The organism is Streptomyces sp. NBC_00683 (genome assembly GCF_036226745.1).
Taxonomy (GTDB): Bacteria; Actinomycetota; Actinomycetes; order Streptomycetales; family Streptomycetaceae; genus Streptomyces.
In genome coordinates, this window is record NZ_CP109013.1 from 1,241,386 (window position 1) to 1,257,179 (window position 15,794).

The following is a 15,794-nucleotide window of genomic DNA, read 5'->3' on the forward strand; positions in this document are numbered from 1 at the left end:
CCCGGCCGTGTCGGTCAGTCGTGCGCCGAGGCCGCGCCCAGCAGATCGCGGATGTGCGTGGCCGCCGCGTGGAACTCCGGGCGCCCGAGGGTCTCGCTGTACTCGCGCTCGGCGGGCAGACCCACCTCGATGATCTCGGCGACGGTGCCCGGACGCGGACTCATCACCACCACCCGGTCGGCCAGGTAGACCGCCTCGGAGATCGAGTGCGTCACCAGGATCACGGTGGTTCCGGTCTCCCGCCAGATCCGGTTGAGCTCCATGTTCATCTGCTCGCGCGTCAGTGCGTCCAGCGCGCCGAACGGTTCGTCCATCAGCAGCACCGGCGGTTCATGGAGCAGGGCCCGGCACAGGGCCACCCGTTGCTGCATTCCGCCGGACAGCTCGTGGGGGTAGGCGTTCTCGAAGCCGCCGAGGCCCGTCATCCGGATCAGGGCATCGGCCCGCTCGCGTGCCACCGCCGGAGCCATCTTCCTGATCTCCGCCTGGAGCAGGATGTTGCGGAGCGCGGAGCGCCATTCGAGGAGAGCGGCGCGCTGGAACACGTAACCGATGTCGTGGCGCGGCCCCTTGACCTGCTCCCCGCCGACCCTGACGTCACCCGCGGACGGGTTCAGCAGTCCGGCGACCAGCTTGAGCAGCGTCGACTTGCCGCATCCCGAGGGGCCCACGACGGCGACGAATTCGCCCGGCGCCACATCGAGCGACACCCCCTGGACCGCCGTGACATCACGGTCCCTGCCGCGGAACCTGACCGAGACGTCCGTCAGTCCGACGGCCGGGGTGCCCTTCGCGGCTCCGTCCGCCGTCCGCTGCCGCGTCCTCGCGTCCTCCTTCGACATCGTCATCCCTTCAGCGCCGACTTCTGGTCCCAGTAGTCCGACACGGCCTTGGGCTTGCTGACCATTCCCGCCTCGGCGAAGACGTCGACGGTCTGCTGCCAGTCGGCGTCGGTGTTGACTCCGGGTGCCTTGCCCTGGGTCGAAGCGGTGTGCAGCAGGGTGAGCGTCGTGGCGAACTGCTCCGCCAGGACGGTCTTCGGCGGCAGTTGCTCCGAGGCGCCCTCCATCGAGCTGACGGCGGGCTCCGGGGCCTTCTCCGCCGCCGCCCACGACTCGCTGACCGCCTGCACCATGCGCTTGGCGAGATCGGGCTGGGACGCGAGGATCTTCTGACCGGCGAGCAGGCCGTTGGAGTAGAAGTTCAGCCCGTGCTCGGAGAAGCGCAGATACGACACGGGCTTGTCGGCCTTGTGCTGCATGGTGGGTCCCTGGTCGCTCGCATAGCCGAGCAGACCGTCGGTCTTCCCCGAGATCACCGCGGCGATCTTGCCCGCCGGGTCGGTGTTCTGGACCTTGACGTCCGAATCACTCAACCCGTTCTTCTTCAGGAAGATCGGGAAGGTCTTCGACAGCGCGTCACCCGCGGTGCCGGCGATGGTTGTGCCCTTGAGATCCGCGGGCGTCTTGATGCCCTTGGCGTCGAAGGACTGCACCGAGGCGGGGGTCGTCTGGAGGAAGACACCGAGACTCTTCACCTTGACGCCGCTGTCGACCCCGGCGAGCAGCGCGGGGGTGTCGGCCCAGCCGAAGTCGGTCTGCCCGGCGGCGGTCGCCTGCACCGTCTTCTGCGAACCCTGGCCGGCCTGGATCTTCAGGTCGATGCCGTGCTTCTCGAAGATCTTCTGCTGCTTGCCGTAGTAGAACGGCGCGTGCTCGCCGTACGGATACCAGTTGAGTGTCAGCGTGACCTGGTCGAGCTTCTTGCCGGAGTCGCTGGTGGTGGTCGCCGGATCGTTCCCGCCGCAGGCGGTGACCATCAGGGCAAGGGGGACGACACCGATCAGGAGTCTGCGCGCATGCATGGGCTTGGCCCTTCTCACGACGAGGTCAGTACGAGGTGGTGGCAGAGGTTTCCCTGCGGCTGGCGTGCCACGGGAGCAGGAGTTTCTCGGCGATCTCGACGGCGACGAAGAGCACGACGCCGATCAGGGACATCACGAGCAACCCGGCGAAGAGCATCGGGGTGTCGAGATTGCCGTTGGCCTGGAGGATGACGTAGCCGAGTCCTTCGTTGGCGCCGACGAACTCGCCGACGACCGCGCCGGTAACGGCGAGCGTGACCGCGACCTTGAGCCCCGAGAAGAGATGCGGCAGCGAGGCCGGGAAGCGGATCTTCACGAAGGTCTGCCAGGGTTTGGCGCCCATCGTCGCCGACAGCTGGAGCATCTCCGGGTCGACCGCCTTGAGCCCGGTGACCATGGAGATCACCACCGGGAAGAAGGCGATGAGGACAGCGATGAGGATCTTCGGCGCGATACCGAATCCCAGCCAGACGACGAACAGCGGGGCGATCGCGATCTTGGGGACGACCTGTGCGAAGAGCAGGATCGGATAGAGCGTCCGCTCGACGGTCGACGAGTAGACCATGATCACGGCCGCCAGTACGCCGACGGCCACAGCGATGAGGAAGCCGAGCAGCGTTTCGTAGGTGGTCACCCAGGTGTGCTGCCACAGATAACTCGTCTTGCCGGTCAGCACGTCGAGCGTCGCGCCGGGTGACGGTACGAGATACGGCTCCACGAGCTCGGCCGCCGCGATCACCCACCAGACCGCGAAGCAGGCCAGCAGCAGCGCGACTGGACGCCAGCTCTGCTCGGCCGCTCGGGCGAGCCGCTCCCCCACGGAGGGCCCCGCGCGCCGGGTGACTCCCGCGATCTCTGCGGGGCTCTTGGCCAAAGCGCTCTGGCTCACTGCAAACTCCCTGCATTCGTAGGCGAGTTGTTGATTGCCGGGTAATTTTCAGGTGCCTGAGAAGGCGCTTTCAGAAAGCGCTTTCTGGTAAGGTCTGGCCACGCTAATGACTCATGGCGCGCAGGGTCAATAGGTCGTCCCGAAGTTCGGGGCTCTGCCACCACCGCACCCTCGGGGGTCGAGTTGAGTGAACAGGAAGCACCGGACCGGCCGGTTCCGCCGGACCGCGTACGGACGACGCATGTGACCCTCGACGCCGTGGCCCGCGAGGCCGGGGTCTCGCTCGCCACCGCGTCGCGTGCGCTCAACGGCACCACCCGGGTCCGCGACGACCTGCGGGAGCGGGTGCGCACCGCGGCCGGCCGGCTCGGCTACATCCCGAACGCCCACGCCCAGGTTCTGGCCGGCGCCGGCAGCAACCGTACGGTGGGCGTCATCTGTCACGACGTCAGTGACCCGTACTTCGCGGGGGTGGCCAGCGGCGTGATGCGGGCGGCGGCCGAGCAGGGCCTGCTGGTGATGCTGGCCTCGACCTTCCGTGAGCCGTCGCGGGAGATCGCGTACGTGTCCATGCTGCGGGCCCAGCGAGCCCGGGCGATCCTGCTGATCGGCTCCGGCTTCCAGGACCGGGAGTGGGAGCGCGCCATGGACGCCGAGCTGGCACCGTACGTACGCGTCGGCGGCCGGGTCGCCGTGGTCAGCCGGCACCGCAGTCTGCGGGTGGACACCGTACAACCGGAGAACCGTTCGGGTGCGGCCGCGCTCGCACGGTCGCTGGTGGCGCTCGGGCACCGGAGGTTCGCGGTGCTCACCGGACCTCCGTCGCTGACGACGGTCTCCGACCGGCTCGCGGGATTCCGGGAAGGGCTCGCGGAGGCGGGTATCGCTCTCGAGGTGGTCGTGGAGGGCGCGTTCACCCGGGAGGGCGGCCATGAGGCCGCGCGCCGGCTGCTCGCCCGCGAAGGCCCCCGGCCGACGTGTGTGTTCGCGGTGACCGATGTGATGGCTGTCGGCGCGCTGGCCGCGCTCCGGGAGGAGGGGCTGGAGGTGCCGGGGGACATGTCGCTGGCAGGGTTCGACGACATCCCCCTCGTACGGGAACTGTCGCCGCCGCTCACGACCGTGGCCCTGCCGCTCACCGCGATGGGCGAGAGCGTGATCGCGCTGGCTCTGCGCGAACCGGGGGGCGGGCAGCACCGTTCGCGGGTGGTCCGCATCGAGGGCGAGGTCGTCCTGCGTGCCAGTACGGGCCGGCCGCCGGCGGGGTGACCGGCGGGTTCAGCCGCGGGCCCCCTCCCTGCGGTCGATCTGCCCGACGAGTTCGCGCGCCAGCAGCTTGATGGTGTCCAGCCCCGCCCGGCCCCAGGGGCGCGGCACGGTGTCGACGGCGCAGACCGTACCGAGCGCGATGCCCGTGCGGTCGATCAGCGGAGCTCCGAGGTAGGAGCGGATTCCCATGTCGTCGACGACCGGATTGCCGGCGAAGCGCGGGTAGTCGCAGACGTCCTCCAGCACAAGGGCCTTGCGCCGTACGAGGACATGCGGGCAGTAGCCGTGGTCCCTGGCGAGATGGCGGATCCTGCGGCCGCTGCCCGCTGCGGCCGCACCGAGGCCGGACCCCTTGCGGGTGCCGGCCGGGGTGTGCAGCCCGGCGAAGAACTGCCGGTTCTCATCGATGAAGTTGACCATCGAGAACGGCGTCGCGGTCACTTCGGCCACCCTGTCGGCGAAGGCGTCGAAGCTGTCGAACGTCGTGTCGGTGCGCTCCCCCAGCCCGAGTCCGCGCAGCCGTGCGCCCCTGGCAGGCCCGTCCCGGTCGACCGGTGTGAGCAGGGGCCGTTCGGTCCCGTAAGGGATCACGAACGGGCCCCGAAGCCGGAGAGCGGCGCCGGGGCGGTGGCGTTGATGAGGTGCTGGACCAGGGTGACGAGCGCCCCGGTGCCCGAGCTGGCGATCCTGGCGTCGCAGAGCACGACCGGCACCTCGGGTCCGAGGTCGAGTGCGGCCCGCACCTCGTCGGGTTCGTAGCGGTAGGCGCCGTCGAACTCGTTGACCGCGACGACGAATCCGATGCCCCGCCGCTCGAAGAAGTCGACTGCGGCGAAGCACTCGGCGAGCCGGCGTGTGTCGGCCAGCACGACAGCTCCCAGCGCGCCCTTGGAGAGTTCGTCCCACATGAACCAGAACCGCTCCTGGCCGGGCGTGCCGAAGAGGTAGAGCACATGCTGGTCGGAAAGGGTGATCCGGCCGAAGTCCATGGCCACGGTGGTGGCCGTCTTGGACTCGATGCCCTCGAGGTTGTCGGTCCCCACGCTGACCTGGGTCAGTAACTCCTCGGTGCTCAGCGGCGCGATCTCGCTGACGGCGCCCACGAACGTCGTCTTGCCGACGCCGAATCCCCCCGCGACCAGGACCTTGAGGGCCACGGGAAAGTATTCGGAGCCTCGGGTGCTGTCAGAGCTGTCGTCGTAGACCATCGAGCACTGCCTCCAGCAGAGATCGGTCGGTGGGCATGTCATGGAATGCGGGGGCGTGCGCGGTGACCGCGCCGCAGTCGACCAGGTCGGACAGGAGGACCTTGGTGATGACGGCGGGCAGCCGGAGATGGGCGGCGATCTCGGCCACGGAGGTCGGGCCGCCGCACAGCTCCAGCGCCACGGTGTGCTCGGGGCCGAGGTGTACCTGCGGGTCGCTCCCCGTCGCCATCACCAGGGACAGCAGATCGAGCACGGTGGTCGGCCGCGTGCGGCCGTTGCTCACGGTGTACGGGCGGATGAGCCGGCCGGCCGCGTCGTCGAGCAACGGCCCGTCCTGCGGGGCCGGCACTCTCACAGCCCCGGGGTGAACGGTGCCCCGGCGGTTTGCCGGAGCGGGGTCGCCAGGTACGGGCGGACGCTCTTGACCAGCATGGCCATCTCGTAGCCGAGCACGGCGGCATCCGCCTCACGGCCGGAGAGGACGGCGAGACAGGTTCCGGATCCGGCGGTCGAGACGAACAGGAGCGTCGAGTCGAGCTCGACCACGACCTGCCGCACATCGCCGTTGTCACCGAACCGGGCGCCGGCGCTGCGGCCGAGGGAGTAGAGACCCGCGGCCAGGGCGGCCATGTGGTCGGCGCTGTCGGCGTCCATGCCGTGGACGGATTTCACCAGGCCGTCGGCCGACAGCAGGACCGCGCTGCGCGTGTAGGGAACGCGCTGGACCAGCCCGCTCAGCAGCCAGTCGAGGTCCGAGACCTGACCGGACGGCATGTCGCTCGTCATGGTGACTCCTTGAAGGTGTTCTCGGTTCGTGGATCCGATTCGGGCAGCCGGAGGCCCGGGAAGTCCTCCCCGGGCGGCTCGGCACCGGCCTGCGTGGCCGTGAGGCCGCGGACCGGCAGCGGGGCCGGGGCGTGGGTCCGCTGCGCACCGACGGACGGGAAGTGACCTGGCGTCGTCACGGGCCGGGTGTCCGGCGTCGCGCGCAGCGGGGAGCCGTCGGCGGGGTCGTAGGAGGGTGCGGGCTCCGGGTCCTCGGCCGACTGGGCCTCGGCGAGGTCGACCCCGCGCCGGAAGGCGGCCATCAGGCCCGGGTCGTGCAGGGCGTCCTCGTCCTCGGTACGGGGGACGGGGGCCTCCCTCAGTTGCGGTACCAGGTGCTCCTGGTTGCTGCGCCTGGGGAGTTGGGGACGGCCCGGAGCGTCTGCGACGGCACCGGGCGCACTCGTGGCCGCCCCCGCACCGTCCTGGGGCGGGGCCGCCGTTCCGGTACGGGCAACGTTGTCCGGGAAGAAGCTCGCTCCGGGCGGGGACGCGGCAGGGTTCGGGCCGTCGACCCGCTCGGCACGGAGCGGCAGCGGGGGCCCCTCTCCCGTGCGCCGTGTCTGCCGGGGCGGCTGGTCCAACCGGGGTGGCGCCTGAGCCGCCTGCGGCAGAGGGGCCGGGGCGGCCTGCGGCAGTGGGGGCTGGGCCGCAGCCGGGGGCAGCGGGGCGGCGTCCTGGGCGGGGGGCCGGTGTACGGCTCCGAGCGGCGGAACCGGCGCTGCGCCTTCCCGCGCCGCGGTCTCGTCGTCGATGCCCAGGAGTACCTGCGGCAGCACGAGTACCGCCTGCGTGCCGCCGTAGATGTTGCTCTGCAGGCGTACGGCGATGCCGTGTCTGCGGGCCAGGGACGCGACGACGAACAGCCCGATCCGGCCGTCCTGGAGCAGATGGGCGACATTGACCTGGTCGGGGTCGGCGAGCAGTGCGTTCATCCGCTTCTGCTCGGGGCCCGGCATGCCCAGCCCGCGGTCCTCGACCTCCAGGGCGAGCCCCGCGGTGACACGCTGGGCGCGGAGCAGGACTTGGGTGTGCGGGGCGGAGAACACGGTGGCGTTCTCCACGAGTTCGGCCAGCAGGTGGATCACGTCGGCGACAGCGTGCCCGCGCAGGGTGCCGTCGATGGGCGGCACCAGTTTGACCCGCGGGTACTGCTCGACCTCCGCGATCGCCGAGCGCAGCACCTCGGTCATGGTCACCGGATTGCTCCACTGACGCCGCGAAACGGCGCCGCCGAGAACCGCGAGGTTCTCGGCGTGCCTGCGGATACGGGTGGCGAGGTGGTCGACGTGGAAGAGGCCCTTGAGCAGATCCGGGTCCTCGACCTCGTGTTCCAGCTCGTCGAGGATCTGGATCTCCCGGTGCACGAGGGACTGCAGTCGTCTGGCCAGGTTGACGAAGACCTCGACCTTCTGTTCGTTCCCCGTGCTGTTGAAGAGCTGCGAAGCCTGGACGACGGCCGCGACGGCCCCGTCCTGCGAGCGGCCGAGTTCCTGGGCGAGCAGGTCGAAGGCGTCGGCGTCGGGCGCGGCGGGCGTCGGGGTCCGCCGGGCGGGCACGGGTTCGCCGTTGCGGAGCTGCTCCACGAGCCGCTGCAGATCGGCGTCGCTCTGCGCGCTGGCGCGCCGGAGTGCGAGGCAGCGGTCGAGGACCCCGGTGACGACTCGGTTCGCACCGAGGAAGGCCGCCGCCACGGCGGCGACGGCCAGCGCCCCGGATCCGCCGAGCGCCGCCAGGAGACTGCCGGACGGGCGCACGCCGGATGACCGGATGGTGAAGATGACGGCCGCGGCCCCGCTCAGCACGGCGGCGACGGCAGGCAGCACGGCCGTCCGCAGCAGCTGTGGTCGCATTCGGGCGTCGGGGGCGGGCTGCGCGGCGCGCGGCCTGCTCGCGGCCGAGTGCGATCGGCTACCCGAACGGCCACCCGGACGGCCGTGCCGTCCACCCTCGCGGCGTTCCGGTCGCGCGGTGGGTGCGCGAAGTTGAGACATCATCGTCCTCGGTACGTGGGGCACCAGGAATCGGCATTCGTGTGGTGACACCTACGGTGGTCGGTCAGGCCAGGGTCAACGGCTGGACAGGCCCGACCGATATGAGCCCACCGTTGATCACCGGCAACACACGGTAGTCGCGTATCGCCCGTGTCCGCCGTGCAGTTGTCGAACTTGCCCACCATGCGTCCCGCTCTGGTATGAGGGGTCGCATGGGTGGCCGAATATGTCGGGCGCCGCACCCGACCGGTTATGCCGCAGTCGAACTGACACACCACGGCGGGGCGCCGCCAGAACCGTGCGCCTGCCACTCCTTGAATTCCGAGGCCCGCAGGGGACGATACGGCCGAGAGCCCGCCTCTTCGGCGTCCGAGGCGTCGATGTGTGACGGCGGGAAAACCGAAGAGGACCGCCTCGTGAAAGGCGGTCCTCCGCGTCGTGTTCGCTGGATCAGGTCAGTCCGGTCTCCTCGCCCGCGCGGCGAAGTGCACCGGTTCGAGGGAGAATCCGGCTTTCCCGTCGACGAAGTCGGACACCCCGACCGCCACCTTCGAGCAGACGACCCAGCTCACGGCGTCCTCACTGCGCAGCGCGAGCGCCAGCAGCGGATTCGGTCGCGGCCGGAGGTAGCCCGTGGCCGCGATCTCCTCCAGAAGGGCGTCGTCGGCCGACTCCAGACTGAGACCACGAAACGTGCGGCCGATGTTCATCCGCTCCACCGCCTCGAACCGGATACCGATCGGCTCCGCGTCCTGGCCCTGGCCCGACAGGCTACGGATGAGCAGTTGGGAGTGCCCGATGCCGTAGAGCCACAGCTGGAAGGTCAGCGGACTCGACCAGAGGACCTTCTTCCCGGAGTTCTGTGCCTCACTCAAACGGGTTCCCCACCTTTTTCCCCTTGCGGTACCAGGTCACCCTGCTCCATGCGCCGGACGACTTACTGAGCCGATACATCTCCCACCGTGTCGCCCCCTGCATCTCGGGCTCCGGCGTGAGCGAACTGCCCAGTTTGGCATACGCGACGGGATCATCGATTCCGTCGAGGTTGACGTGGATGTTCGTCTTGCCGTCCTTGAGGAAATTGTTCACGTGCTGGTACCACCAGGCGCTGTCGTCCCATTCCTTGTAGGTGGTGGCCCCCCGCTCCATGGCAAAAATGTCCAGGGCACTGTCGTCACCGTCGACTGTCTGCTTGCCCAGCGCGATGTCGTCGCAGTTGTGCACGAGGACGGGAGTCGTACCCGCGGCCACGTAGTAGGCGTGCACACCGGCGATGGTGAGGTCGTGGGTGCGCTGCCGCTCGTCGAAGAAGCGCTGCCCCGTCAGCTGGACCCTGTCGCCGGCGGGAGTGAGCAGCTCCATGCCGGCCCGCATGTCACCTGCATCGACCCACCGCTGCTCGGAATCGACCCAGAAGGGATGGGTCACCGTCGTGGTGAGGCTGGACGGCCCGTCGGTGGTGGCGACCGTCAGCTGCACGAAGTGCTTGTCGTCCTCCGTGACGATGGTGCGGACGACTTCGCGTGCCGAGTTCTTCCTGGTGCCCGGATCGGTGACGGTGACCTTGTCCCCGAGGGCGACTTCCTTGATCTCCTTCGTGGATCCATCGGCCATCAGGACTTTCGCGCCGGGCAGGAAGCTGTGGTTCTCACACGAGTCCCTGTCCTTCCTTTTCTTTTTCTCCCTCGCCTTCGCCTTCTTGGATTTCTCCAGCGCGTCCTTGGCCTTGTCCAACCTCTTCTCGGCCTTGCGCATGCGGTTGATCGAGTCGTAGAGGTCGTCGATCAGCGTGAGAGCCTTGTAGATTCTCTTGCTCTTGAACAGCGCCTTCAGCGCTGATCCGACGAAGAGGGATCCGACTTCCACCGCGGCCTTCAGGCACGTGCCCACCGATGGATTCGACGCGCAGTCCTGAAGCGCGTTGATTCCTACGATGTCCTTGACCTCTTCGATGATCTTCTCGGTCACCTGGGTGACCACCCGATCGACGGAGGCACTGTTGCTCTGTGCCGCCTGAACCTCCTGCTCCTCCTCCGAGGGCGGGGGCTTGGCGTCGCCGAACTCCCATCCGTTGGGCCCCATATGGCAGGTGATGAGCCCTTCCCAGCATTCGGCGGGAATGGCCCCGGTCGGGTCGGAGAACGTGACAGGTGAATTGTTGGCGTAGGCGTAGCCGTTCATCTGCTGGGCGTTGCCGAAGTCGATCAGCGGATCGACGGAGATGAACTTGCCCAGCACCGGGTCGTATTCCCGTGCCCCCATATGGGTGAGCCCGGTGCTCTCGTCGATGGTCCCGCCGACGAATCCCTTGCTGCCGGGCCACGATGCGGGTTCGGCTCCCCGGGCGTTGCCGTAGGGGTCGAAGCGCCGCTGTGTGACGGCACCGGTCGCCGCGTCGACGGCCACGTCACCCGTGTTGTGGTGATCCGCGGAGAGGAACGTGACCTTGTTGTCGTCGGTGCGCACAGCCACGTCCTGACCCGCGTGCGCATAGGTGCGTGTGGCCTCGACCTTGGACGTGCCCGTCTTCAGGTAGAGCTCGGTCCCCGGCAGGTACACCGTGGTGCCGTCGGTGTCCTTGCGCTTGATCCGGTCCCCGCTGGGACCGTAGAGGTAGGTGGTCTCCGACGCCTCGTTCTGCGGTGTCGTGGCGTCGTCCGGGTGGGAGACCTTGTCCAGCTTGCCTCCCACGTCCCAGGAGAGGGTCTCGGTGTTTCCGCCGAGGGTCCGCTCGTCCATGTTGCCCGCGGCGTCGTAGCCGTAGAGCGACTGCTGTTCCCCGGTCGGGGACTTCTCCACGACCTTGGTGACGGCGTGCGGTCCGGCCGGGCCCTCACCGTAGGTGAAGGTGCGGGTGACGTCCTTGCTCGCGTCCAGGCCGATGTCGTGCGTGACGTCCTGGGTCCGGTTTCCGATCTCGTCGTTCGTGTACGACTTCCAGTAAGCGGCCGGGCCGCCCAGTTCCTGGGCACCGGGGGCGGCGGAGCAGGCCGCGGGAGTGGAACCGTCCACGGGTGCCGTGGTACCGACCGTTCCCGTCCCCTGAGCTGCCTCGGCGCTCGACTCGGGAGTCCACGCCTCGGACAGACGCCTGTTCTGGTCGTACTGGAAGCACTGGACGTCCGGTGTGACCGCACCCGACCCCGTGTCAGCGATGGACAGGATGTTCCCGGCCTTGTCGTAGCTGTATCCGCTGACCTTGGCCGGTCCGCTCGCCGATCCCGCGATGTCCAGCGTCGACCGCGACACGCGCTTGGTGCCGCGCTCGTAGTCGAAGCTCTGCCAGACCTTCTTCCCTCCGGCGTTCTGCTCCAACTGCAGCAGTTCGGTGGTGGCCGACCAGACGGTGTCCGTGACATAGGTGGACAGGCCCGTCATCGTGACGGGCCGCTGGAGTTCGTCGTAGCCGAAGGTGACAGCCTCGGCGGACAGTCCGCCCGCGGCGGGAAGACCCGCGGACTGCACCGTGCCGTCCCTGTTGTAGGCGTTCGTGTACGTGTACGTGCCTGCCAGCGCCCCCTCGGAGGCCGGCACGACATAGGCGGTCGTCAGTGGACGGTACTGGTCGTCGAAGGACTGGACGGAGGTCGCGTAGTACTCGGTCGCGCTGGTGTAACGCAGCGACGCGTACTGCTTGCCGAGCGCACCGGAACGGTCGTACCGGTTCTCGGTGAGCTTCTTGCCACCGCTGATCGGGCCGTCGTAGGTCGCCAGAACCCGGCCGAGGCCGTCGTAGGCGGTGGTGACCGTCGTGTCGCGGCCCTCGTGCTTCACCGATACGGTCCGGTCGGCCTCGTCATAGCCGGTGATGATCGTCCCGGCATCGGGGTCGACCGTCTTCGTCCTGCGCCCACGCTGGTCGTAGTCGAAGGACCAGACGTTCTGCTTGGCGTCGGTCACGGTCTTCAGCTGACCGGCCGGGCTGTACGTGTACTTCGTCGACGTGTACGACGAGGGACCCGACGACGCGGGACTGCCGGTCTGGTACTGCCGGAGTTCGGTCACCTGGCCCGAGGCATCGGTCAGGGACGTGGTGGGGACCCCTCCCTGCGGCGGGACCACATGGGTGCGGTCGCCCTCGTGCAGGGTGGTGGTACGCCACTGCTCGACGCCCGCGACGGCGAAGATCGTAGCCGTCAGGCGTCCCATGTCGTCGTACTCGTGACGCGTCTGGGACTCGACCTCACCGTTGTGCACGATCAGCAGCTCGTCGGACGGTGCGCCGGCGGCGTTGTAGGTGTCGTACGCGGTCTTGAGCTTGCCTCGGCTGTCGTAGAAGGTGTCGGCCACCAGACGGGTGCCGCCCGGCCCTTGGGCCTGGCGCTGGCGGGCACGCATCATGCTGTCGTACAGGGTGTACTCGGTGGAGTACGTTCCGCCTTCCTCGACGATCTCGGTCTTGATCGCCAGCGGTGCGTCCTTGCGAACCAGGTAGCTGTACTTGGTGTTCGGTGTCTGGTTGTCAGCCTTCTTGCGGTCCTCCAGCCACACACCGGAGACTCTGCCGAGACCGTCGAAGGCCACATCGGTGCGCTTGCCGTTCGCGTCCCGTTTGCCCTTGGCCTGGCCCCAGGCGGGCTCGTAGTCCGTGGTGTAGGCGTGGCCCGCACTGTTGGTCGCCTTGGTCTGCGTCGTCAGACCGTTGACCATGGTGTAGGTGGTTGTGGTCGTTCCCGTCCCGGGTGTGGTGGACGAGGTGGGTCGCCCGTAGGTGTCGTAGACGTTCTTGAACGTCTGCTGGTAGGTGGCGGTCGTTCCGTTGTGCGAGGCCAGCCGCTCGGCGGATGTCTCCAGGCCGCGGACCGGTGCCGCACCGTGCGCGAGGTTGTCGTAGTAGGACCTGCTGTCGGACAGCACCTGGCTCTTGCGGTCCGGCGTTGCGGAGCAACCGACCGCCACCGTCTCCACCCGGGCCACACGGTCCAGGAAGTTCTGGGTACCGTCGGTGTTGTCCGTGTACCAGGTACGCGTGCAGGTGTCGTCCTCGGCCGCGGCGTCCTTCTGCGCCTGCGTGGCGGTGGCGGGGACCACCAGGCCGAGGTCCTCGACCTTCGTGACGCGCCCGGTGCCGTTCGTCGTGTCGTACTCGGTCTCCGAACGGCTCTCGCGCCAGCCGCCCGCCTTCAACGCGGTGAAGCCTCGGGTGACCAGGGGCTTGACCAGGGTCGCGTTGACCGTTCCCCAGTCCTTGGTCTGGGTCGCGGCATGGTGCTTCCACGGCTTCTTGACGACCTTGGTGGTGACCGCACCCTCGTTGTACACCTGGGTCTCGAGCTCGAAACCGGTGAAGTCCTCGTCGTCGGTGTACTCCGCGCCCGTGGAGTCGGTGACGCTCGCGGAGCGCGTGCCGCCGCCCGGCTTCTTGTCGCCGTTCAGGCCCTGGAAATAGGTGTAGTCGATGCGGGACCGCTGCTGGTCCTCGGCACCGCTGGTGACCTTGACCTTCCCGTAGCCCTGCCACTCGCCCCAGGTCAGGAACTTCTCCGGGGTGATGCCGTCGGCCTTGGAATGCCGCCAGCCGGCCGGCCCCTGGTAGTCGTAGCGCGTGACCATCTTGTCGCCGCCGCCGGTGCGGTCCGTCTCGACGATCTCCGCGACGACGTACTTGTGGAACCAGTCGTCGATCGGTTCGATGTGTCCGGGCGCGGCCCACTTGACCGGGTAACAGCGCTTGGTCGACAGGCCCGGCTCGGGCAGGGTCGGCACGGTGCACTCCGCCGGAGCGTAGTTGACGTCCAACTGCGCGCCCGTCTCACTCAGCACCGCGGAGAGCCGGAGCCGTTTGAAGGGCGCGATGTTGTCGCCGACCGCATCGACACGGTTGTCCATCTGCTCGCCGAAGAGTTCCAGCGAAGGCACCTTGACCGCGGTACCCACCCGGCCCTCGTGGTCGATCTTCGACAGCCACAGGGTCTTGGAGTCGTCACCGTTGTCCAGGAACTGGTGGGTGAAGGACCAGGCGTCGACGTCCTGGTAGTTCGTCGCGTCCTTCCGTATCTGGGTGATGACGGCCTTGAGCCGCTTGGTGGTGAAGAAGGTGGCCGACGTCTGGTCGGGGCCGCACTTCGTCGATGCCTTGCACTCCCGGTCGACGGGCACATCCGGCCACCGGGAGGCATTGGCCGTGGTGCGCTTGCTCTCCGCGCAGTCGAATCCGCTGTCCGGCAGGCATCGTTCGCCGACGTCGAATGTCACGCGGGCCGGGGCCTTCGCCGCGTACACCTGGGTGTCCCGCTGGCCGTAGTCGATCCGCTTCAGGTATCCGCCGCGGTCGTAGGCGGTGCCGTTGACGTCCGTCTTGCCGTTCAGGGCGTAGTGGTTGACCTCCTTCGCGTAGAAGTGGGACACCACGTTGTCGTGCGGGTCCTTGATGTAGTCGAGGTTCCAGCGCCAGGCCTGCTTGCAGTGGGCGTCGGCGAAGGTCGATTTGTAGCAGGGGTCACCGGAGTCGTCACCGAAGACCGGGACGGTCCAGGTGGAAGCGGTCTCCTCCTGGCCGGTGGTCCAGCCCGGAAGGCGGTTGAGACCGAAGTAGTACTCCTTGCTGTCCGGTGTGGTGATCCGCCAGTGCTCACCGTTGTCGTCGCCGTTGGTGGCACCGGTCAGCTTCTCGACCTTCGAACCGTCGGAGTTGGCGAGCTTCCAGTCGCCGGTCTTGTCGTCCTTGATGATCTGGGACGCACTGCCGTTGAGCATGATCGTGGCGTTGTCGAAGGCCCAGCACTGCTCGGCCGACCCGTCGTGGCCGTCCTCGGTGCAGGGCTTGTACTGGCGCTCGATGTAGCCGGATTCGTAGCTGAATCCTTCTCCCACCCAGGAGCCCTGGTTGTTGGTCGCCGATGTACGCCCGTCGGTCGACTGCGACTGGTAGGAGAGCCCGACCGTGGGAGCCAGACCTCCGGCCACCGGCACGGTACGCATGGGGTAGGACCAGGAGAAGCCGCCCGTCGACTGTGCGACGTTCCAACTGGCCGACGGAGTCAGGGAGGTTGCTCCGTAGGTGCCCTGTGAGGAGGAGCTCGCAGCGGCCAGGGCAACGAGCGACATACCCTTCGCCGACGTGGCGGAGGAGGTGCCGGTCTCCCCCGCGGACGCGGTGACCTCTGCGGTGGCCGTGTTCTCGACCGGGTCGTTGACCGTGGGCAGTGGTGTACCGAGGGAGGGACAGGCCTTGCTGCCCGGTGTGGCCACCGCCGCGCAGGCGGGAAGCTGGACCAGACGCAATCGAGCGCCGTAGGAACCGCCGTAGGCCTCCTCGAAGGCCGAGTAGTCCACGGCGATTCGGACCTTGCCGTCGACGTCGGACGCGTCGGCACGCCGGACGCGCAGGACGGCACCGGCCCCGAGGTCGTCTGCCCGCTCGGTGGGCAGGACGTCGACGGCGACCTTCGCCGGTGGAGTTGTGGTGCCGGCCGTCCTGTTCTTGGCGGCCTTGTTCTTGGCGGCCTTCGAGGGCACGGCCGTGACAGTGACGGGAAGCCCGCCGACCTTCACCGCGGGGGACGAGGCGGCACCGACGGATATCTCCGCACTGCCGCCCGCGGGCCAGGTGGCCTTGTCCAGCCGCTTGATCGAGGCCTTCTTCGCGGGATCCGCGGGCCGTGGCCCGGCCTTGGCGTTCTTCCCCTCCAGGGGGTCGCCCAGGTTCTGCACACCGGGTCTGCCCCGGCCCTTGTCCTCGGCCGGGACGGCGTACACCGTACTCCCGGCCAAGGTGATGATCATGCCCAGGACGGTCGCTGTGA

Annotated in this window: 11 protein-coding genes; 1 reads left to right on the top strand and 10 read right to left on the bottom strand. The window is 68.5% G+C overall.

What is annotated here, in order from left to right; all coding sequences use genetic code 11:
- Nucleotides 1-14 precede the first annotated feature (14 nt).
- From OG257_RS05575 to OG257_RS05585, 3 genes are read right to left on the bottom strand one after another with little or no spacing between them, the layout of a single operon-like run.
- Nucleotides 15-848 (bottom strand): ABC transporter ATP-binding protein, encoded by an 834-nt coding sequence (locus tag OG257_RS05575; protein WP_443054301.1) that lies wholly within the window; start codon nt 846-848, stop codon nt 15-17.
- Complete coding sequence (locus OG257_RS05580) at nt 845-1,864, bottom strand: ABC transporter substrate-binding protein (RefSeq protein WP_329205262.1); 1,020 nt, start codon at nt 1,862-1,864, stop codon at nt 845-847. The genes OG257_RS05575 and OG257_RS05580 overlap by 4 nt, the downstream gene beginning before the upstream one ends.
- Nucleotides 1,865-1,889: 25 nt before the next feature.
- Nucleotides 1,890-2,753 carry an ABC transporter permease gene (locus OG257_RS05585; protein WP_329205264.1) on the bottom strand — a complete coding sequence of 288 codons (864 nt, stop codon included), beginning with the start codon at nt 2,751-2,753 and terminating at the stop codon, nt 1,890-1,892.
- Between the two features lie 243 nt (nt 2,754-2,996).
- Between OG257_RS05585 and OG257_RS05590 the strand changes: the two genes are divergently transcribed.
- A complete protein-coding gene (locus tag OG257_RS05590) occupies nt 2,997-4,022 on the top strand; it encodes a LacI family DNA-binding transcriptional regulator (protein WP_329214917.1) in 1,026 nt (341 codons plus the stop codon).
- Nucleotides 4,023-4,031: 9 nt separating this feature from the next.
- Here OG257_RS05590 and OG257_RS05595 read toward each other — a convergent pair whose 3' ends face one another.
- The 7 genes from OG257_RS05595 to OG257_RS05625 all read right to left on the bottom strand — a co-directional run bounded on the left by OG257_RS05595 (nt 4,032) and on the right by OG257_RS05625 (nt 15,774).
- On the bottom strand, nt 4,032-4,613 hold the full coding sequence (locus tag OG257_RS05595) for a GAF domain-containing protein (RefSeq protein ID WP_329205266.1): 582 nt from the start codon (nt 4,611-4,613) through the stop codon (nt 4,032-4,034).
- A complete protein-coding gene (locus OG257_RS05600; RefSeq protein WP_329205268.1) occupies nt 4,610-5,230 on the bottom strand; it encodes a GTP-binding protein in 621 nt (206 codons plus the stop codon). The genes OG257_RS05595 and OG257_RS05600 overlap by 4 nt, the downstream gene beginning before the upstream one ends.
- Complete coding sequence (locus tag OG257_RS05605; protein ID WP_277330725.1) at nt 5,208-5,579, bottom strand: DUF742 domain-containing protein; 372 nt, start codon at nt 5,577-5,579, stop codon at nt 5,208-5,210. The genes OG257_RS05600 and OG257_RS05605 overlap by 23 nt, the downstream gene beginning before the upstream one ends.
- Before the next feature lie 2 nt (nt 5,580-5,581).
- A complete protein-coding gene (locus tag OG257_RS05610) occupies nt 5,582-6,016 on the bottom strand; it encodes a roadblock/LC7 domain-containing protein (protein ID WP_329205269.1) in 435 nt (144 codons plus the stop codon).
- Nucleotides 6,013-8,049, bottom strand: a complete 2,037-nt coding sequence (locus OG257_RS05615; protein WP_329205271.1) for an ATP-binding protein — start codon at nt 8,047-8,049, stop codon at nt 6,013-6,015. Before OG257_RS05615 ends, OG257_RS05610 begins: the two co-directional genes overlap by 4 nt.
- Before the next feature lie 455 nt (nt 8,050-8,504).
- Complete coding sequence (locus tag OG257_RS05620; protein WP_329205272.1) at nt 8,505-8,924, bottom strand: hypothetical protein; 420 nt, start codon at nt 8,922-8,924, stop codon at nt 8,505-8,507.
- Nucleotides 8,917-15,774, bottom strand: a complete 6,858-nt coding sequence (locus OG257_RS05625; protein WP_329205274.1) for an RHS repeat-associated core domain-containing protein — start codon at nt 15,772-15,774, stop codon at nt 8,917-8,919. Before OG257_RS05625 ends, OG257_RS05620 begins: the two co-directional genes overlap by 8 nt.
- Between the last annotated feature and the right edge of the window lie 20 nt (nt 15,775-15,794).